Below are 19,843 nucleotides of genomic sequence, written 5' to 3'. Positions count from 1 at the left end.
CGAGCAGGCTCGCTCCCACAAGGGATCTATGGCGAACGCGAAATCTCAACCACCCATAACCCCGTGGGAGCCGAGCTTGCTCGCGATGACGGCGGTACATCCAGCACTTACTTGGCCTGATCCATCGCTATCGCGAGCAAGCTCAGCTTCCACAAGAATCTCTGTGTATCCAGGATCAAGGTGGGTAATCAGAAGTGATACTTCAGCAAGAAGCTCGTATTGCTCTGGTTGGTCTTGAACCCTTCGCTGTCTTCGATCCCGTATTTGTTCTTCCAGTAGTCATATTCCACACCCACGTACAGCTGCTTGGCACCCAGGTTCATGGCTTTGCCCAGGTCATATTTGATTTGCGGGTTGATGTGCAGGTTGGCGTGGGAGGTGCCTTTGGCGTTGCTGTCGTTGTCCACCACCCAGTCGATGAAACCGTCGATCAGGATGTCGGACGAGCCCACGGGAATCGTGTACGCCCAAACCGGGGTGATCTGCCAGACGTTGTCGCCGGCGCGTGGGCCTTCGGTCTGGCGGTTGTAGAAGTTCAGCTGGAAGTAATCGAAGCCGGGAATCGCCAGGTCGAAGCCCGGGCCGATCAAGTAGGACTCGTTGTCGCCTTCACCGAACTCATAGGTCATGGCCAGCAGCACGTCCTTGATTGGGCCCACTTCCAGTTTCTGGTCGAAAATCTTGCCGAACGACAAACGCGGGCTGAACTCGCCATAGTAGGTGTTCGGTCCCGACTGGCCGTCCTCCTTGCCGTTGTAGAAGATCCGGTCGAGGAAAAAGAAGTTGTCGCCATATTTCCAGGCATCGGCGTGTTCGAATGTCACCGTCTGCTGGATGCGCGGGTTGACCTGGAAGTCCTTGCCGTACAGGTAAGTCAGGCTGTTGTTCTGCCATTGGAACAGATCGTCGGCCATGGCTTGGCCGCCGGCCAGCAAGGATCCTGCGAGTATCAGGCTGGTGCACGTGCGTTTCATTCGGTTTGCTCCCAAGGTAGGTGGTACCGCTTTTTTTGTCAGCGCTCTGGTGTGGCGCCTTTTTCTCCAGATAAAACATCCGTTCGGTCAGGTTTTTGCTTGTGGCAAATACGGGTGGTCGAGCCTGGAGAGATTCCCGGAAGGCTCGTTCAACTGTCTGGGGCTCTGTGTGTCGAGATGCAGGGAGTGGCTGACAGGCGAGCGGTCGCCTGTCAGCGGGTAGTGTGCGTAACGGGTTCAATCAGACCGGTCAGGGTCACTCAGTTGGTCTGCGCGCCTTGGGTGATCCATGCGCCGATCAGGTCCCGTTCCTGCTGGGTCATCTGGGTGATGTTGCCCAGGGGCATGATCTGGGTGGCCACGGCCTGGGCCTGGATACGCGCGGCCTGTTGCTGGATCTGCTGTGGCGTATCGAACATCACCCCGGCCGGCGCCGCACTGAACAGCGGACTGGTGGGCTTGGCCGAATGGCAGACCGAGCAGCGTTCCTGAATCACGCTGTGCACCTTCTCGAACGAAGGACCCTGGGCATTGGCGGCCTGGGCAGGTGCTGCGGCAGGCTGTGCCGGCGCGGCTTGCGGCTTGGCGCCACCGCCCACTGCGGTTTCCGGCAGCGGTTGGTACTCGATGGCGGCGGGAGCCTTGGCCACGTCCGGGGCGGTGGACACGGGCTTGGGCCCGGTGACATACGCCAGGCAGATCATTGCCAGGGCGCCGACCGGCAGCGTCCAGGCAAACCGGTTGCTGTCGTGGCGGGTGTTGAAGTAATGACGCACCAACACCGCCGCCACTGCGATCCCGGCGAGGATCAGCCAGTTGTATTGGCTGCCGTAGGTGCTCGGGAAGTGGTTGCTGATCATGATGAACAGCACGGGCAGGGTGAAGTAGTTGTTGTGGCGCGAGCGCAGCAAGCCCTTGGCCGGCAACGCCGGATCGGGTGTGCGGTTCTCGGCGATGGCGGCGACCAGCGCACGCTGTGCCGGCATGATGATGCGGAACACGTTGCCGACCATGATTGTGCCGATGACCGCCCCGACATGCAGGTAGGCACCGCGACCGCTGAATACCTTGCTGAACCCGTAGGCTGCGGCAATCAGCAGGACGAACAGGATCGCGCCGAGCAGGGCAGGGCGCTTGCCCAGGGCCGAGTCGCAGAGAAAGGAATAGACGAACCAGCCGACGAACAACGAACCGATGCCCAGGGCGACGCCTTCGGGCCCGCTCAAACTGCTACCGGGAGCCAGCAGGTAGATAGTCGGGTTCCAGTAGAACACCACGCACAGCAGCGCGATACCCGACATCCAGGTGAAATAGGCTTCCCACTTGAACCAGTGCAGGTTGTCCGGCATGGATGGCGGGGCGAGTTTGTATTTTTCCAGGTGGTAGATACCGCCACCGTGGATGGCCCACAGGTCACCGGCCAGGCCGCTCCTGGGGTTGACGCGATTGAGGTTGTTTTCCAGCCAGACGAAATAGAACGACGCGCCGATCCAGGCCACGCCAGTGATCATATGAACCCAGCGGATGCTCAGGTTCAGCCATTCCAGCAAATGTGCTTCCACAGTCGTTACCTCTCGCCCGTCACGCTTGTTCTCGCGTGATCGGACGCTTCTCTTATTGGTGGGGGTCGAGGATCAAACACTCATCCTCTTCGAAGAAATGCTCATCGCAGTTATTGCCTGTGCCACTGCGATCAACCACCAGGAAGTCATCCCGCTTTTCGATCGTCAGCACCGGGTGGTGCCAGACGCCGCGATGGTAATTGATGCCCTGCCTGCCGTTGGTGACGAAGGCGCGGACCAAGCCTGATACAGGTGCATCGCCAAGTGGCGCGACCACGATCAGAAAGGGGTTGCCGAGCAGCGGAATGAACGCCTGGCTGCCCAGCGGATGGCGCTCCAGCATGCGCACGGTCAGCGGCATGTCCAGCGCGTCGGCGCGGAAGATGCTGATGATCGCCTTGTCGTCCGGCGTGGCGGTTTCAACCGTCGCCAGGCGATGGAAGCGCATGGTCGAACCGTTATTGATCATGAAGTGATCGCTGCCGTCGGTTTCGATCACGTCACCGAAGGGGGCGAAGGCTTCTTTGGTCAAGGGTTCGATCTTGAGTGTGCGCATGCTGGTCTTCTTAATCTCTTGATTTGATCGTTCCCACGCTCTGCGTGGGAACGCCTCACCGGACGCTCTGCGTCCGCTTTGCGACGCAGAGCGTCACCGTATGCATTACCACGCAGAGCGTGGGAACGATCATCGTGTCACTTCGCGACCTTGCCCAATACCCGCAGGCGGCTCACACCACCATCCGGGAACACATTCAGGCGGATGTGGGTAATCGGGCCCAGGGCCTTGATCTGCTCGGCGAAGGTGTGTTCGGCGTGCATTTCCAGTTTCTGGCTTGGCAGCAGCTCGCGCCAGAACAACGACTGGGTTTCGATCTGGCTGTCGGTGCCGCCCTTGACGAAGGCGCCCTGGATCGAGCAGCTGTCGGGGTAGTTGCCCTTGAAGTGCAGGGTGTCGACGATGACTTTCTCGACCTCGCCGGCATGGCCCAGGGCGACGATGACCCAGTCGTTGCCTGGCGTGCGGCGCCGGGCGGTTTCCCAGCCGTCGCCCATGTTGACGCCACGACCCGGGTTGAGAATGTTGCTCATGCGCCCGAAGTGCTCGTCGGAGCAAGCCAGGGCGCGACCGCCGTTGAGGGCGGCGGCCAGGTCGATCTGTTCGTTGTCGCCGACGGCCGACCAGTCGCGATACGGGATGCCGTAGACCCGCAACCGGGCCACACCGCCATCGGGGTAGATGTTGAAGCGCAGATGGCTGAAGGCCTGGTCGTTGCTGATTTCGTGGTAGTGGTGGCTGTTGCCTTGCAGTTCGACGGCGGACAGCACTTCGGTCCACCGGGTGTTGTCGTCCGGCTCGCCTTCGGCCAGGAAGCAGGCTTCCAGGGACGCCGACGGTGGGTAGTTGCCGGTGAAGAATGAAGTGTCGATGTCCACGCCCTTGATCGAACCCGGTACACCCAGGCGGATCACGGCGCTGTCGTAGCCTTCGAAGCGCTTGCGACGCGACTCCCAGCCGTCCATCCACTTGCCGTTGTCATCGAACACGCCTTCCTTCCACACGGCCGGCGTTGGCTGGAACAGGCGGTTGGCGTCGGCGAACCAGTCATCGGTGACGGAGATGATCTTTGTGCCGAGACGGGCGTCGGCCAGGTTGACGAACTTCTCGAAAGGTACGGCGTAAGCTTTCATTCTTCTTGTCTGCCTTTAAATAAGTTGGCTGGGGATGCTTGCTGGCCTGGACTCAGGCTGCTCGCTAAAGGGTCAGTAGTCGGAACAACGCGATCTTGTTGATCTCCGCCAGCGCGCACTTGAACTCGGTGTCCACCGGGTTATGGATGCGGGTTTCGAACGCCGCGAGGATCTGGTGCCGGTTGCTGCCTTTTACCGCCATGATGAAGGGAAACTCGAACTTGGCCTTGTAGGCGTCGTTCAGCTCGGTGAAGCGCTGAAACTCTTCGGCCGTGCATTGGTGAATACCGGCGCCGGCCTGTTCGTTCGTGCTGGCTTCGGTCAGTTGGCCCTGGACGGCGGCTTTGCCGGCCAGGTCCGGGTGAGCGTTGATCAGGGCCAGTTGGCTGGCGTGATCGGCACTCAACAGGATGTCGCTCATGCGCTGGTGCAGGGTTTCGATCTCGTCGATCGACGGGTCCTGGCCCAGATCGAAGGCTTTCTCGGCGACCCATGGCGAGTGTTCGTAGATGTCGGCGAAGGCGTCGACGAACGCCTCGCGGCTCAAGGTCGACGGCTTGAGGGTCTGGAACGCGGTCATTTCAAGGCTCCAGGATGCGGATGGGTCTGCTGCCAGTGACGGGCGATGTCGACGCGACGGCTGAACCAGACCTGCTCATGACCCTTGGCGTACTCGAGGAAACGCTTGAGGGAGGCGAGGCGGGCCGGACGGCCGATCAGGCGGCAGTGCAGGCCGATGGAAAGCATCTTCGGGGCCTCGGCGCCTTCGGCATAGAGCACATCGAAGGCATCCTTGAGGTATTGGAAGAAGTCGTCGCCGTTGTTGAACCCCTGCACCTGGGTGAAGCGCATGTCGTTGGTATCGAGGGTGTACGGGATCACCAGGTGCGGCTTGCCGTTGGGGGTGTTCGGTTCCCAGTAAGGCAGGTCGTCGTCGTAGGTGTCGCTGTCATAGAGGAAACCACCTTCTTCCATCACCAGTCGACGGGTGTTGGGGCCGGTGCGGCCGGTGTACCAGCCCAGCGGGCGTTCGCCGGTGATTTCGGTGAGGATGCGGATCGCTTCGAGCATGTGCTCGCGTTCCTGGGCTTCATCCATGTATTGGTAGTCGATCCAGCGATAGCCGTGGCTGCAGATTTCATGACCGGCGGCGACCATGGCGCGGATCACGTCCGGATGACGCTGGGCGGCCATGGCGACGGCGAAGATGGTCAGCGGAATATCGAATTCCTTGAACAGCTTGAGGATCCGCCAGACACCGGCACGGCTGCCATACTCGTACAACGACTCCATGCTCATGTTGCGCTCGCCCTGCAGCGGTTGCGCCGCGACCATTTCCGACAGGAACGCTTCGGACTCGTTGTCGCCATGCAGGATGTTGCGCTCACCGCCTTCTTCGTAATTGAGCACGAAGGACAAGGCGATGCGGGCATTGCCCGGCCAGTGGGGATGGGGAGGGTTACTGCCGTAACCGATCAGGTCGCGTGGGTAGTCAGCGCTCACTGCAGTGTTCCTTCTTGTTCGTACCATGTAGGTGGCGCCCGGGCGATGAAGCAACAGCTGGCGTCACGACGATGGGTTGATTGTATACAACTTTATGCGCGATTTGTAAGCCTGAATTTTTGCATTTTTCACCGCCCCCCTGGCTGGTCCTACACTGCAAGAAATCTGCCGGGTTGGTCAATTAATCATTAGAAGAGCCGTGTATCCTCTGGTTTGGCCCGAACCCGAGCTTAAGGACGAGTGGGCAAAGGGTGCGGCAAATATGTGTTTTTTATTGTGTACAATTTCTATTTAAAATGTCTTAATTTGCACATCGCCGCGGCGTTTCATGCTCTGAAACGGTGCGGCTTGTCTTTCAACTGATTCAGGAGGCGTCGGGCCGGACTGCCCAGCAGCGAGGCGCGCACAATCAATGGGACGTTTGACTACTCACGTTTTGGATGCTGCACATGGCTGCCCGGGCAGCTCGATCAAGGTCGAGCTGTACCGTGTGGAAGGCCCGCAACTGCACCTCGTCGCCAGCGCGTCGACCAACGGCGATGGCCGGTGCGATGCACCGCTGTTGCAAGGGGAGGACTACCGTTCGGGGGTCTATCAACTGCAATTCCATGCTGGCGATTACTACCGCGCCCGGGGTGTGCAATTGTCCGATCCGGCCTTCCTTGACGTGGTGGTGCTGCGCTTCGGTATTTCGGCCGAGCAGGAGCACTATCACGTGCCCCTGCTGATTTCGCCCTACGCCTATTCAACCTATCGCGGCAGCTGACCCCAAGCAGCCGCCTGCTCCTGGAAGCGCCTGCGCATGGCGCTTCTCTGGTTTTTCGCCCGCTCACACTGCGGGCTTTTTTTTGCCTGCCTGTTACAGCCGGGCATTGTCGTCCCGGATGATGAAGACGGTGTCGGCGTGGCCAGGCAGGATCTGGGAGCCGCCCTTGAGCCAGATGATCTTGTTGGCGGCATGGGCGTCCTTGACGGCTTGCGCGGCGGCGTCGCCGACCTGGGTTTCCAGGTTCATGCCGGTCGTGTTGGGGTTGGTGTGGGTGGGCAGGGACAGCTTCGGGATCCGGGTGCGGTGCAGGCTCATGAAAAACAGATAGTCATGCCCTGTGCGCCGAAAGACCAATGCCGGAAAACTGTTGAAGTTGTTGGGTTCCATGACCGTATAGCCATGACGGCTCAGGAGGTCGGCCATGAAGCGTTTGAAGTCCACTGTCGAATACGTCGAGAGGAAGTAATCCCATTGTCGTCGGAACCGCATGGGGTCGAAGTCCAGCCGGTTCAAGGTGCCCGTCGTGGACGGGAAGGGCAGCTCGATCGCGCGCGAGGTGCTTGTAATGCCTGAAGAGGTTGGCAGAACCGAGAGCATCAATAATGGATCGCTCCATTGCGGGTGCGGTGAAGGGGTGGCTTGTTTCCAGCTGTGGAAAATCTGCCTGAGTGCGGTCAGCCCCGCTGCGTCGGCGTAAGTCGAGCTGTTGGCCAGCTCGAATTGCTTTCTGGCGATGTTTTCCAGGGTCACGGTCGTGACCTCCGGGAAAACGTCCCTGACGTAGGCCGTCAGGGGTTTTTCGAAGGGCAGCCTGGCGTCTATCTCCCAGTGATTATCCGGTGGGACGCGTATGACAGCCCTGGGCTGTTCGTCAGGCGTATGCCTGAGGATGGCCTCCAGCACATCGAAATCATAGGCGGGATGAGTGGGCGGCTGAATGTAGAGGATCGGGTAATCTCGAGCTTCCATGCGGCTCATCACCTTGTAGTGAACATCGTTCACGGTGATGAAATGGGGCAGTGTCAGCGTGGGTTTGAACGCCCAATCCCGCTTGAAGACCGCCGGGCCTTGCACAGCGGCTTCACTTTGCGGAGGAGGCGACGTCGTGCGCTGGCGTTTGGGCGCGGGCCCTTCGGACAGTTCATCGTCCGACAGGCTGTGGAGGGTGATGGTCTGGGGGGAGTCACTGCTGCCCGGCTCGATGGGCTGGGGAACCCGTCGCCACAGGAGACTGCCTTCTACTTGTTCCAGGCGTGGTCCGGAGGCGATGAGCTCGGTGCTTGATCGGGCCCGGTAGTTCTGTTCGGCATCGCGACCCAGCAACACCGTTGCACCGTCTTCCAGCTCGACGTAGGTGCGTGTCCTGAACGTCCGGATGCCAGAGGTCGCGTCTGGCGCTGATAACAGGGGGACCAGTTCGGGTGAAAGGTGATAATTGTCCAGCGACACCGGGGCGGCCTGACCTTGGGCGGACGCCTGTTGTGTGATTTCGGATACCTGGAAGGTCGTGGGCTGAGATTCTGACGCTTCGGTGTGTCTTCCCGACGGCGAGACGGATACCTGGTCCGTTCCTTCCGTCCTCATGGGACCCCTGGGTGAACTTTCCGGCGTTGTATCGCGACTGGTGCGGGATGTATCGGAGGACGAAGTTGAAACATTGGGGCGGGTGTTTTTTCTTGGACTCATTGGAAGTTCGGCTCTTGGATATCAATAATGAATATGACTTGAAACAGATGGCTGATCGTCGCCTTGAAGATGTTCATGGAAAAGGCCCGCGCAGGTGCACTACATATATATTGCGTTTGAACTAAACATCTGGAAAAAACCTGCATGAGGCTATGCCGGGTTGGATAGGGCCTTGTCCGACGAGAGTATCCAGTTCATATAAGGCAACTCCCTGGCAAATGGCGGCCCCAAGATGATTGCCTGGGCGAGCATCAACGACTTGCTCGGCGTTAAACCCTCTACTAACTTGGTGCATTGTTCCCGCAATAAACGCAGTGACTCGTCGTCCAAGGGGGGATGTTGGCTGAGGCCTTCCCGGGCCACCTCCTGATAGATCTTGAGATGGTGGTCACACACGTTGGTTTTTCTAAGATCCTGCGCCGTAATAACCCGAGACTTATTTGTATCCAGGGTCCACTTGCGTGTCTTGAGGTGATAGCTCAGGGCACCGGGAGTGCCGTCCTTGACGGCAACATTGAAGACCCTCAGTTGCTCGGACGACAACCTGGAAAGTTCCAGGGGCAACGCTGCATCGGGGTCGAGCGTGGGCGCAAAATACCGACCATCCAGGGCTTCTACATAAACGCTCTCGAACAAGCTGTCGACCGCATACACGACACCTTGTGTAGTGATAACGCGTATCTGGTCCACAAGGTCGTCAACTTCATAAGCGGGCAGATGAATGACCGTTCCACCGATTTGCAGCAGGTTGGATGCCAGTTTTATCTCGACCTGGCCGAGCTGTGTAGCGTCGAACTCCCACAAGGAGGCCTGGGGTAAGCGGGGGTTGGCGCTGGCCAGTGCGCCTGGCGTGGAGAGACGTAGCGTCATGTTCGTGCCCAAGTGGACAAGGTAGCTGGAGCCTTGGCCAATCAGGACTTCGACACCCGTTTGTACGGCGGCTGAAGTGAGCAGGGCGCAGGTCGCCCGGTTACCCATGTAATAGGGCTTTTTATCCAAGGGCTGAAGATAGGCGTATTTCTTTTTTGTCGGCGTGAGTGGCAGTGGTACTTCCGCTTTCCATTTCACCGGGTTCTTGTCGATGAACGTCCTGTCCAGTAACAGCCCATAGTCGGGGGTGAGTAGGGCCACACGGTAGGATGAGCCGTCATTCAAGATCAGGATCACCGTATGATTCGGACCGAGGGCGGAAAATGCACGGCGTCCCGTGGCGGTTTTTCGCGCGGTATAGCGCTCATCTGAACTGGCCAGGTTATTCACGATGACCCGGCGATTGCCAAAGTACAGCGTCAGGCCACACGCTCCATACTTCACCGTGTCCGATTCGTCTTCCTGAATGACATGGGCGTTGTAGTGGGCCTCGATCCGTGTCAATTCGGAGGGGGCGTAGTCCAGGTGGAGCGTGGTGGAGTATTCACTTTTTTGTTTGATGTTGAGGGTGGTGAGTTCGATCAGGCGAGAAACGTAATAGCTCGTATCTTTGTCATGGGCGATCGATTGCTCGCTTTTATCATTCAGGATGGCTGGGTTTCGCGGCGTCCCTTGTTGCACCATGACGGCTTCGATGGCGAGCCAGTTGTCATGTTCGATGCTGTCGGGCAGGTCGGGCACCCAATGGAAACCGTCTTTCGTGATGAACGTCAGTTTGCTGTTCTGTAAGGACCGGGGGTACGCAGTGTCGCCGTAGACGTTGTTGACGGTGACTTTGCGCACGTCCCAATCGTTTGAATCGAAGCCCGAAACCAGCACCAGGTTGCCTGCTTCAATTGCCCAGCTTTCAATCAGGTCCGCTCGCCAGTCCAGTGCGATGACGCTATTACCCACGCCGTCTTCGGTGATCGACACATGACCCGGTTTATGGGCGATGGCGTAGACGTCTTCGCCAGGGCCACCGGCGGCCTCGCGGTTATGACCCCGAGGATGGAGATCTGGTCATCTCCCGCGCCGGCCTCGATTGAATCGTTGCCGCGGGATTTGATGATGTTCGGGCCAGCCGTGCCCTTGATGACGCTGGTCCCGCCCTCAAGCAGTTCGACATGCTCAATGCTTTCGAGGACAGTAGGGCGGTAGGCGCCGCTCGCTGTGCCATGAGCGGCTTGGGTGATGACGCTGACGTGCCCAGCGGCCAGATCGACCTGATACCCCAGCCTTGGCGCCTGACTGTCGCTGGGACCGCCGGCTAAAATCAGCGTGTCATTGCCTGCGCCCCCCATCAGGCGGCTCGGTCGGGGTTCCAGGTTCCCAGCGACCATCTCGGGTGCCCCTTCGAAAATGAACACATCATCCTTCGTTCCACCGGTCAGTGCTTTGACGCCTCCCCCGTAATGGAAGACGTTTGGCTTGTTTTCAACGCCCAGAACGGTGTCGTTGCCGCCGCCGATGGACCAGTGGATGCCTTTGTGGTCTGCCGCCGTTCCAATGACTGCGCCGGGTGTTTCAGCCGTTACGCCGCTACGTGCATCGATCCAGTCATCGCGGTCCTTGATCCGGGGACGCACGGCGGTTGCCTGATACCGCTCCCCGGTCCACCAACTCCGGGTGTTGTAGGTCACCCGTTCGAGTTCTACGGTGAACTTGCCGTTAACGATCGCTTCAGTGCTGTCTTTCAACGGTCCGCTGAGCAGGTACAAGGCATTGGCCTGGAGTCGCTTCGTCTGTTCAGCGGTTGCCTTGGCGAGGGTGTATCGGTCCTGGATATCGTCATCGGGACTGATCGTCCAGAAGGCGAACCAGCCCGTGCGGAGGCGCTCATGGACGGTGAGTTGTAGGTAGTCGTCGATTTCATCGACTTGGCGGATAGCGCCCCAGATCTGTGAGCCGACCACCAGGATAAGCCCTGCGGCCAGCCCCGCAGGACCCGCTGACGTAAACCCTGCCAGCGCCGCGACGCCGAGGGTCACGGCCATGGCGGCACTGGTCACGCTCAAGGCTGCGTTGACGTAGTGGTCGGTGGCCTCGCGGCCGGTGGAGCCGGCGGCGGCCTTGAACGAGTCGACCGCGGCGATGATATCGAAAGGAAGCGTGAGCACACTGGCAATCAGGCCGCTTCCACGCGCCAGCCGGATGGCGAAGGTCGTCTTGGCGAAATCCCCCAGGGAGCGTCGGCTGGCCTTGATCATCTGGGTGGCTTGGCGGGTCACCAGCGCTTCGACACCGATGGACGCCACCTCGGCGGCCACGCTGGCCCCGTTGAAAAGGGTCTGGTAGGCGTCCTTGTCCCGGATGGCGTCTTGCAGGCCCCGCAGGCCGCTGTAGATGCCGAAGGCCTGCAGCCCCAGGCCCGTGGGAATGAGGACCTGGCTCTTGGCCTGGTTGATCCAACTGGATGATCGTTGCACCAGTGCCTGGGTGTCGAGGTGCTGGGCCGCCCGCAAAAGCCTTTCAAGCGTGCTCCGATAACGACTCGGCTCAGCCTGGGCTCCAGGATTTTCCCGCAACAATGATTGCACGGAGCGTGACCGCTGGCTGGCTATTTCGAACAGCAATGTTGGCAGCCGATAGTCGTTTGCGTCGCCGGTGAGTTTTAGACGGGTTTCGATATCACTGGCATTGAACTGCAATGAGTTCAGGAAAAAGCGATTGGGAATGCGGAAAAAAGTATTCTCGCCGTTCAGGGGCTGTCCGTCGGTTGTTGCGCCGAGTGCATTCAGGGATGAACGGGTGACGGCCACAGAGCCGATGTGGAACGGGCCGTAAAGTTTATCCACAACTTCAAGTTGCGCCTGTCGCTGCTTGAGTTCTGAACTGAGCTGCGATTGATCGGCAACTTCGAAATCGAGCGTTTCGGTTGTGCGCGCATTGGCGTGCAAACCTATATCCGTAATGACGATGCCGTGCTCGGCAGAAACGGAGGAGGGCTGAATAACCTTGGCCATTGTGAACGTCCTTGTTCAACGATGATTGAATGGCCCTCTATGTAAGATGTTTTCCTGAACGGTGTATATCGATGGGTTGTTGCCTCGTTTTGCCACTCAGTGGGCGGACAATAAAGACGCCGCGCCCGCGCCTCCAAACAAGCCTGCACTGATGCGATTGAACCAGCTCTGGCCTTTACCGGTACGCAGGTACCGCGCCGCGCCGTGGGCGCCGAGGCCGTAGGCCAGCTTGCAGAGCAGGTCGAGGACGGTCCAGGTGGCGATCATGATCAGCAGTTGGGGCAGGAAGGGTTGCCCGGCGCTCAGGAACTGCGGCAGGAACGCGGCGAAGAACAGGATGTCTTTCGGGTTACTGGCGCCCAACACGAATGCCCGGCCAAACAGCGCGCGAAAGCGCGGGACGGCGGCGGCCTGGGGCACTTCGGCGCCTTGGGAGGGCTGTCGCGATTGCTGCCAGCTCTGCCAGGCCAGGTAGAACAGGTACAGCGCACCGACGATCTTCAGGGCACTGAACAGTTTCTCCGAAGCCAGCAGCAATGCCCCAAGCCCCAATGCCGAGGCGCTCAACAAGCAGATCGAGGCGATCACTCCACCCAGGAATGCCGGATACGAGCGACGCAGGCCGTAGTTCAGGCTGTTGCCGATCATCAATAACGACAGGGGGCCAGGGATGAGAATCACCACCAGCGCGGCGCCGCTGAACAACAGCCAAGTTTCCAGATTCATTGCTTTGCTCCTGATGTACAAAAGCCTCACCGAGTGGGTGAGGCGGGTGGATACGGTGTCGCTTACAAGAAGATGAACTTGGCGATGAAGATCGCGCAGAGCACCCACAGGCTGACAGAAATTTCCTTGCGTTTACCGGTACCGGCCTTGAGCACCACGTAGGTGATGAAACCCAGTGCGATACCGTCGGCGACCGAAAAGGTCAGGGGCATCATGATGGCCGTGACGATGGCCGGAATGCTGTCGGTCGGCTCGTCCCATTCGATATGGGCCATGCCGCCCATCATCAGCATAGCGACGTAGATCAAGGCACCGGCGGTGGCGTAGGCGGGGATCATCCCGGCCAGCGGCGCGAAGAACATGGCGGCAATAAATAGCACGCCGACGGTCACCGCGGTAAGCCCCGTGCGGCCTCCCGCCGCGACACCGGCAGCACTTTCCACGTAGCTGGTCACCGGCGGCACGCCGACCATGGCGCCGAATACACTGGAGGCGCTGTCGGCTTTCAGGGCACGGGAGAGGTTCTCGATCCGGCCATCGGGCTTCACCAGGCCAGCACGCTGGGCCACGCCCATCAAGGTGCCGGCGGTGTCGAACATATGCACGAACAGGAAGGCCAGCACCACGCTGATCATGCTGACGTTGAACACTCCGGCCACGTCCATCGCCATCCAGGTCGGCGCCAGGCTCGGTGGCGTCGACATCACACCGTTGTACTGCACCAGGCCCAGGCCCCAGCCGGCCAGGGTCACGGCGATGATGCTGATCAGGATCGCGCCGAACACCCGGTGATAACTGAGCACGGCAATCATCAGGAAGCACACGGCGGCGAGCAGCGGGCCGGGTTCACGCAACGAGCCGAGCTTGATCAGGGTGGCGGGGCTGTCGACGATGATTCCGGCGGTCTTCAGGCCGATCAGTCCGAGGAACAACCCGACCCCCGCGCCCATGGCGAACCGCAGGCTCACCGGAATGCTGTTGAGCAGCCACTCACGAACCCGTGACAGAGTCAGGATCATGAACAGTACGCCGGAAATGAACACTGCGCCCAACGCGGTTTCCCAGTTGTAGCCCATGGTGCCGACCACGGTGTAGGTGAAGAAGGCATTCAGGCCCATGCCCGGTGCCAGGCCCACCGGCCAGTTGGCGTACAGGCCCATCAACAGGCAACCGAGGGCGGCGGCGATGCAGGTGGCGACGAACGCCGCGCCATGGTCGATGCCGGCATCGGCCATGATGTTGGGGTTGACGAAAATGATGTAGGCCATGGTGATGAAGGTCGTCAGGCCGGCGATCAGCTCGGTCTTCACCGTGGTGCCATGCAAGCTGAGTTTGAAGATGCGCTCCAGCCAGCCACGGCTTGATGGCGGCGAGAGGTCCAGCGTCCGGGCTTCGGGTTTGCGGCTTTCCACAGCGAGTACTCCTCAACAGTTTTATTGTTATTTCCAGCGTCGCAGGCCATCCGGGGGAGGCTTGCGCGCCTTGAGGCAGGTAAGGCTGGCGAGGTAGTTGACCTGCTGGTCAGAAACTCGCACGAAGCGAATTATGCTTTTGTATACAAATAAAGCAAATAATGTTTTCTAGTTTGTAGACGAAATGTCCGGCGATAGGGATATATCGCCAGGGAGGGTGCTATCGCGGGCAAGCCTTGCTCCCACAGATAGGGATCATCTTGTGGGAGCAAAGCTTGCTCGCGATGGCGATAGCTCGGGCCATGCATGACTTGATTGATATCAGTCGGCGGATACCTGACCCTTACCCAGCGCCATATTCACCGCCAACCACCCATTCACCGCCGCTTCCCCGGCCTCGGCAAACACCCGCTCCAGCAATTTCACCTGCTCGCGCCGCAACGCCTGTTCGAACCGCGCACCTTCCTCGGTCAACTCCAGCAGCCGCTTACGCTTGTCGGTCTCGGACGCGACGCTGTTGACCAGATGCATTTCCATCAATTGCCGCAACGGCATGTTCAGGGCCTGCTTGGTGACGCCCAGCAGGGCCAGCAGCTCTTTCATGCTGAGGGACGGATACCGGGCGATGAAAAAAACGATGCGCTGGTGCACGCGGCTCAACCCACGACGCTCGAGCATTTCATCGGCCTTGGCGGTGAACGCCTGGTAGCCGAAGAAAAACGCTTCCATGGCCATTTGCTGGGAAGTCGGATTTTTAAGGTCAAGCATATTGACGTATCCAGAGAGGTCGGAGTAATTTCGGTCAATCAGTTTGACTCATTTCCCCAATGCCTCGCTACAGGTGGTCCCCATGGCTTTTTCCGAACGTGTCTCGCGCCTCAAAAGCTCTTTGATTCGAGAAATCCTCGCGGCGGCCCAACGCCCTGAGGTGATGTCGTTCGCCGGCGGTCTGCCCGCCGAAGCCATGCTGCCGAAAGTGGAGTGGGACGCCATGCCCCTGGCCATGGGCCAATACGGCATGAGTGAAGGGGAACCGGCCCTGCGCGAAGCCTTGGCGGCGCAGGCACGGGCGCTGGGCCTGGCTTGTGAGGCGAGTCAGGTGCTGGTGGTCAGCGGCTCGCAGCAGACCCTCGACCTGGCGGCGAAGCTGCACATCGACGTCGGCACCGAGATCATGCTGGAAGCACCGACCTACCTCGCGGCGCTGCAGATTTTTCAGCTGTTCGGCGCTGACTGCATCACCGTCCCGCTGCAGGCCGATGGCCCGGACCTGAAACAGTTGCGGGCGCGGCTGGGACAGCATCGACCGGCATTCATCTACCTGATCCCCACGTTCCAGAACCCTTCGGCGGTGCGTTACAGCGAGGCCAAGCGCGACGCGGTGGCGGCCTTGCTGGATGAGTTCGGTGTGACCCTGATCGAAGACGAACCCTACCGCGAACTGAGCTTCGACGGCGGCAGCGCCACGCCGATTGTCAGTCGCTTGAAGAAGGCCAGTTGGATCTACACCGGCACCGTGTCGAAAACCCTGCTGCCAGGGCTGCGGGTGGGTTACCTGATTGCCAGCCCTGACCTGTTCCCGCACCTGTTGCGGCTCAAGCAATCGGCGGATCTGCACACCAATCGCATCGGTCAATGGCAGGCGTTGCAGTGGATCGGTAGCGAGAAGTACCGCAGTCACCTCGGTGAATTGAGGGATTTCTACCGGGATCGTCGCGACCGGTTCCAGGCTGCGTTGCACACGCACTTTTCCGACATCGCGGATTGGAACATGCCCGAGGGAGGGCTGTTTTTCTGGCTGACCCTCAAGCAACCGCTGGACACCCGCACGTTGCTCGCTGCCGCGCTGGCGGCGGATGTGGCGTTCATGCCGGGAGAGCCGTTCTTCCCCGAGCCGGACCAGCATCCGGGACACTTGCGCTTGAACTTCAGCCACATCGATCCGGCCCGGTTGGATGAAGGGTTGAGGCGGCTGGCAGGGGTGGTACGGGCGGCGTTGGCTGCCGAGGCGGCGTGAGGCGGTGGGTCTTGTGGTGAGCGGCTGGCGCTATCGCGAGCAGGCTCGCTCCCACAGAAGTTTTGTGAACACTGAAGATCCCATGTGGGAGCGAGCCTGCTCGCGATGGGGCCTTCACATCTCCCCAAGAACCATCAGACCGCCGAAAACCGCTTGTCCAGGTAATCAATGATTACCTTGGACTCGTACATCCAGGTGGTCTCGCCATTCTCTTCGATACGCAGGCACGGCACCTTGATCCTGCCGCCTTGCTCCAGCAGTGTCTGGCGATCCTGCTCGTTGTTCTTCGCATCGCGCAGGGCCACTGGTACGTTGAGGCGGCGCAGGGTGCGGCGGGTTTTCACGCAGAACGGGCACGCGTGGAATTGATACAAAGTCAGGCTGCGGGCGGTCTGGTCGACCTGCGCCTGGGCATCGGCCGGGCGTTTTTTCTTGCCAGGACGGGTGATGAAGTCGATGAAGATGATCAGTTGGCCCAAACCAACTCGAAGCGCTTTGACGATCACGGTATAAGCCTCGCGGCAGGGAAGAAGAGGGCGCGCAGCTTACCTGATTTTTCACGGGCGAAAAAAAACCGGCGATCGATGCCGGTTTTTCTCGAACGACAGCTTACTTGATGAGGCTGAGGAACTCGCTGCGGGTCGCGGCGTTTTCGCGGAACTCACCGAGCATCACCGAGGTGATCATCGAAGAGTTCTGCTTTTCCACACCGCGCATCATCATGCACATGTGCTTGGCTTCGATCACCACCGCCACGCCCAGGGCGCCGGTGACCTGCTGGACCGCGTCGGCGATCTGGCGGCTGAGGTTTTCCTGGATCTGCAGGCGACGCGCATACATGTCGACGATCCGCGCGACCTTCGACAGCCCCAGCACCTTGCCGCTCGGGATGTAGGCCACGTGGGCCTTGCCGATGAACGGCAGCAGATGATGCTCGCACAACGAGTACAACTCGATGTCCTTGACCAGCACCATTTCGCTGTTATCGGAGCTGAACAAGGCACCGTTGGTGACTTCTTCGAGAGTCTGTTCATAACCACGGCAGAGGTACTGCATGGCCTTGGCAGCACGCTTGGGCGTGTCGAGCAGGCCCTCGCGGGAAACGTCCTCGCCCAGTTGGCCGAGAATCGCGGTGTAATTCTGTTCCAGTGTCACAGAGGCTGATTCCATAGGGGTTTCAGGAGGGTACTTGTTCTGTCTGTACCAGTTTTGTACCAATCAAGCTGTGTTCGAGTTTCCCGAGTTCGCTCCAGTCGGTGCTGGAGTTGATCCGTCGGGCACAGGTCGAAGCAACATTCGAGCGCCATAACCCAGCTGAATAGCGATGCAGGCTCATACCCGCCATGGGGCACATGGTAGCGTATGTGTGCCAGTAGTTGTATTGCCGGCCGGTGCTATTCATCCAATCTCATCGGCGTGTGGCTTTACCTGGCTGCGGGCTCACCGGTCTGTTCGGATCGGGTTTTTCTGACCGAGCGCCTCGTGTCATCAATTCGCTTTGGAATCATCCCAGGCGTAACCACCGGATTGACCAGTGCGACAGCGTAGTGACTTCCTTTTGCGTGATGCACGATTGACGATAATGGTATGTGTGCATACGATAAGTCGACTTACTAAAAGGAGGCCGACATGCCCAAGCCCATGCACGCCACTGCTTCATATACTCACGAAACCCGTGCATCTGCAGCTGCAATCTGGGCGCTTTTCGAAGCTGTTCCCCGATGGAAAGATTGGAACGCAGGTGTCCATTCATGCACGCTCCACGGTTCTTTCATTGAGGGTACATGGATGACAATGGTGCTGCCTGACCAAGAGGTCATCCAGTCTCAGTTAGTAGAAGTCAATAAACCAAACGGATTCACTGATGAGACTGTACTTGGTAGCACCACTATTCGCGTCAGGCATGAAATCACTCCGCTCCTGAATGGCAATCACTCAATCGTTTATTCGATTGATGTCGTGGGAGAGGACGCAGGGGAGATCTGCACGCAAGTGTCTTGTGATTTCTCTGAGGTCCTGCGGGCGCTGGCAGCCCGCGCAGAAAGTGAGACGGACGTATGAGCCAGGCTTGGCTGGGTGTTGTATCTCGGTCGCACGTGTGGCGAGGCATGGAGGGCGGCTTTGCACAGGTCTGTCATGGCAAAAAGGAGCCGCTGCGCAAGATGAGCAAGGGTGATATTTTTGTTTATTACTCCCCGAATATAGAGGTGCAGGGGGCGCCGCTGAAAGCCTTCACCGCCATAGGGAAAATTGAGGACGATGAGGTTTTCGAATTCGACATGGGCGCAGGGTTTGTGCCGTTTCGTCGTCGGGTGCGATATGCCAAGGCAAAAGAAGTCGCTCTGGACCTCGTGCGTGGACAACTGGACCTCTGTGTTCCGCCAAACTGGGGCATTGTGCTAAGGCGCGGGCTGATTCCATTGACCGACAAAGATATCTGCACAATTGCTTGCGCGATGGGTGTTGACCTGCTGGAACTGAGGCGTAATTGATGGAGTCGAAACCGCTGCCAACCCTCCATAGCGGACCGTCAGATAGTCCAGGTTTTTTGCTCTGGCGCATCTCCAACACCTGGCAGCGTGAGCAGCGCGCCGCATTACAGCCGCTGGGTCTTACCCATACCCAGTTTGTCATGCTTGCAGTCGCAACGTGGTTTGCCTCACAAGAGCCGCTCACCCAGGCACGCCTGTCACAATTGACTGGCAGCGACCCGATGACCACCTCTCAAGTGGTCAGAACGCTTCTTAAAAATGGGCTGTTTGTGAGAGACGTACATCCTACTGACACGCGAGCCAAGATTATTTCAGTTTCCGAAGCCGGTCGTGATATCGCACACAAGGCGATTGTCATAGTGGAGGAAGTTGATCGTAAATTTTTTGGAACTCTAGGCGAGCAGCAATCCAGCCTGGTCCTCCTTTTCCGACAACTGCTCGATAAGGCATCATCGACGCAATAGAGAGAGAAAAGGGGGCGTTGGCGGACACGGCGCTGCAAGCTCGGCAATCGAGGGCTACTCGTCGCGGCCTTCCATCATGGTGCGCTTGAGCATCACGTACACCGCCCCGGCGCCACCGTGTTTCGCCTGGCAGGAGGTGAAGCCCAGCACTTGCGGGTGCTGGCGCAGCCAGGTGTTGACGTGGCTCTTGATCATCGGCCGCTTGCCGTCCAGGCGCACGGCCTTGCCGTGGGTGACGCGCACGCAGCGGATTTCGAATTTCGTGGCTTCGGCGAGGAAGGCCCAGAGGGTTTCCCGGGCTTTTTCGACGCTCATGCCGTGCAGGTCGAGGCTGCCTTCGAAGGGGATCTGGCCGACCTTCAGCTTGCGCATCTGGCTTTCCTGGACGCCGTCGCGCGCCCACATCAACTCGTCTTCGGGACCTACATCGATCACGAACTGATCGGACAATCCGTCCACGGTCGTGGCATCGGCGCGCACGGTGGCAGCTTGGCGCAGCTTGGCGATCTGTGCGCGATCGGCTTTCGGTTTGCCGGTGTCGGCGCGATCGTGTTTGATCGGTTTAACGCCCTGAGTCGCACTTTTGAACAGGGAAAAATCGTCGTCTTGCATGTCAGCCTCCGCGAAGGCCGACCAGTTTACCCAAGTCCGGCGGGATCGGGCGCGACAAAACG

Annotated in this window: 20 protein-coding genes; 5 read left to right on the top strand and 15 right to left on the bottom strand. The window is 59.4% G+C overall.

Annotated elements, in window-relative coordinates; all coding sequences use genetic code 11:
* Window positions 1-188 precede the first annotated feature (188 nt).
* The 6 genes from PCOSP_RS21575 to puuE form a co-directional block, all read right to left on the bottom strand.
* A complete protein-coding gene (locus PCOSP_RS21575) occupies window positions 189-974 on the bottom strand; it encodes an outer membrane protein OmpK (protein ID WP_175363158.1) in 786 nt (261 codons plus the stop codon).
* A 260-nt stretch (window positions 975-1,234) separates the two neighbouring features.
* Window positions 1,235-2,536: a urate hydroxylase PuuD gene (locus PCOSP_RS21570; RefSeq protein ID WP_139648951.1), complete on the bottom strand. Its 1,302-nt coding sequence runs from the start codon at window positions 2,534-2,536 to the stop codon at window positions 1,235-1,237.
* Between the two features lie 52 nt (window positions 2,537-2,588).
* A complete protein-coding gene (locus tag PCOSP_RS21565) occupies window positions 2,589-3,092 on the bottom strand; it encodes an ureidoglycolate lyase (protein ID WP_024779637.1) in 504 nt (167 codons plus the stop codon).
* A 137-nt stretch (window positions 3,093-3,229) separates the two neighbouring features.
* A complete protein-coding gene (alc, locus tag PCOSP_RS21560; protein ID WP_139648953.1) occupies window positions 3,230-4,225 on the bottom strand; it encodes an allantoicase in 996 nt (331 codons plus the stop codon).
* Between the two features lie 64 nt (window positions 4,226-4,289).
* Window positions 4,290-4,805, bottom strand: a complete 516-nt coding sequence (uraD, locus tag PCOSP_RS21555; RefSeq protein WP_024779639.1) for a 2-oxo-4-hydroxy-4-carboxy-5-ureidoimidazoline decarboxylase — start codon at window positions 4,803-4,805, stop codon at window positions 4,290-4,292.
* Window positions 4,802-5,728 carry an allantoinase PuuE gene (gene puuE, locus PCOSP_RS21550; RefSeq protein ID WP_139648957.1) on the bottom strand — a complete coding sequence of 309 codons (927 nt, stop codon included), beginning with the start codon at window positions 5,726-5,728 and terminating at the stop codon, window positions 4,802-4,804. The genes uraD and puuE overlap by 4 nt, the downstream gene beginning before the upstream one ends.
* 412 nt (window positions 5,729-6,140) lie before the next feature.
* Between puuE and uraH the strand changes: the two genes are divergently transcribed.
* Window positions 6,141-6,494: a hydroxyisourate hydrolase gene (gene uraH / locus PCOSP_RS21545; protein ID WP_464709493.1), complete on the top strand. Its 354-nt coding sequence runs from the start codon at window positions 6,141-6,143 to the stop codon at window positions 6,492-6,494.
* 93 nt (window positions 6,495-6,587) lie between these two features.
* On the opposite strand, the gene PCOSP_RS21540 is transcribed toward uraH, so the two are convergent.
* The 6 genes from PCOSP_RS21540 to PCOSP_RS21515 all read right to left on the bottom strand — a co-directional run bounded on the left by PCOSP_RS21540 (window position 6,588) and on the right by PCOSP_RS21515 (window position 14,964).
* Entirely contained in the window at window positions 6,588-7,946 is a 1,359-nt protein-coding gene (locus PCOSP_RS21540) for a hypothetical protein (protein WP_175363160.1), read from the bottom strand.
* Window positions 7,947-8,333: 387 nt separating this feature from the next.
* Window positions 8,334-10,028, bottom strand: coding sequence for a hypothetical protein (locus PCOSP_RS21535; protein ID WP_464709492.1), 1,695 nt, complete (start codon window positions 10,026-10,028; stop codon window positions 8,334-8,336).
* Window positions 9,965-12,058, bottom strand: coding sequence for a hypothetical protein (locus tag PCOSP_RS21530; RefSeq protein WP_464709491.1), 2,094 nt, complete (start codon window positions 12,056-12,058; stop codon window positions 9,965-9,967). Before PCOSP_RS21530 ends, PCOSP_RS21535 begins: the two co-directional genes overlap by 64 nt.
* A 96-nt stretch (window positions 12,059-12,154) precedes the next feature.
* Window positions 12,155-12,784 carry a LysE family translocator gene (locus tag PCOSP_RS21525; protein ID WP_139648963.1) on the bottom strand — a complete coding sequence of 210 codons (630 nt, stop codon included), beginning with the start codon at window positions 12,782-12,784 and terminating at the stop codon, window positions 12,155-12,157.
* Window positions 12,785-12,846: 62 nt separating this feature from the next.
* Entirely contained in the window at window positions 12,847-14,196 is a 1,350-nt protein-coding gene (locus PCOSP_RS21520; RefSeq protein ID WP_139648965.1) for an NCS2 family permease, read from the bottom strand.
* 321 nt (window positions 14,197-14,517) lie between these two features.
* Complete coding sequence (locus PCOSP_RS21515; RefSeq protein ID WP_139648967.1) at window positions 14,518-14,964, bottom strand: MarR family winged helix-turn-helix transcriptional regulator; 447 nt, start codon at window positions 14,962-14,964, stop codon at window positions 14,518-14,520.
* Window positions 14,965-15,046: 82 nt separating this feature from the next.
* On the opposite strand from PCOSP_RS21515, the gene PCOSP_RS21510 reads away from it, so the two are divergent.
* Window positions 15,047-16,213 (top strand): aminotransferase-like domain-containing protein, encoded by a 1,167-nt coding sequence (locus tag PCOSP_RS21510; protein ID WP_464709490.1) that lies wholly within the window; start codon window positions 15,047-15,049, stop codon window positions 16,211-16,213.
* 134 nt (window positions 16,214-16,347) lie between these two features.
* Here the strand turns inward: PCOSP_RS21510 and PCOSP_RS21505 are convergent, their stop codons facing one another.
* The gene (locus PCOSP_RS21505; RefSeq protein ID WP_139648971.1) at window positions 16,348-16,719 is read right to left on the bottom strand and encodes a glutathione S-transferase N-terminal domain-containing protein; all 372 of its coding nucleotides are present in this window, start codon (window positions 16,717-16,719) and stop codon (window positions 16,348-16,350) included.
* Between the two features lie 103 nt (window positions 16,720-16,822).
* A complete protein-coding gene (gene folE / locus PCOSP_RS21500) occupies window positions 16,823-17,368 on the bottom strand; it encodes a GTP cyclohydrolase I FolE (RefSeq protein WP_010456659.1) in 546 nt (181 codons plus the stop codon).
* Window positions 17,369-17,842: 474 nt separating this feature from the next.
* Here folE and PCOSP_RS21495 point away from each other — a divergent pair, with 474 nt between their 5' ends.
* The 3 genes from PCOSP_RS21495 to PCOSP_RS21485 are packed head-to-tail and all read left to right on the top strand — an operon-like array spanning window position 17,843 to window position 19,169.
* Window positions 17,843-18,274, top strand: a complete 432-nt coding sequence (locus PCOSP_RS21495) for an SRPBCC family protein (RefSeq protein ID WP_464709489.1) — start codon at window positions 17,843-17,845, stop codon at window positions 18,272-18,274.
* Window positions 18,271-18,705, top strand: a complete 435-nt coding sequence (locus PCOSP_RS21490) for an EVE domain-containing protein (protein WP_175385756.1) — start codon at window positions 18,271-18,273, stop codon at window positions 18,703-18,705. Before PCOSP_RS21495 ends, PCOSP_RS21490 begins: the two co-directional genes overlap by 4 nt.
* Window positions 18,705-19,169: a MarR family winged helix-turn-helix transcriptional regulator gene (locus PCOSP_RS21485; RefSeq protein ID WP_464709488.1), complete on the top strand. Its 465-nt coding sequence runs from the start codon at window positions 18,705-18,707 to the stop codon at window positions 19,167-19,169. Before PCOSP_RS21490 ends, PCOSP_RS21485 begins: the two co-directional genes overlap by 1 nt.
* A gap of 54 nt (window positions 19,170-19,223) precedes the next feature.
* On the opposite strand, the gene PCOSP_RS21480 is transcribed toward PCOSP_RS21485, so the two are convergent.
* Window positions 19,224-19,781: a Smr/MutS family protein gene (locus tag PCOSP_RS21480; protein ID WP_024780655.1), complete on the bottom strand. Its 558-nt coding sequence runs from the start codon at window positions 19,779-19,781 to the stop codon at window positions 19,224-19,226.
* Window positions 19,782-19,843 lie beyond the last annotated feature (62 nt).

This window comes from Pseudomonas sp. MAFF 730105, assembly GCF_055380705.1.
Note: the sequence above shows the minus strand (reverse complement) of the source record. Positions and strands in the feature narration are given on the sequence as shown.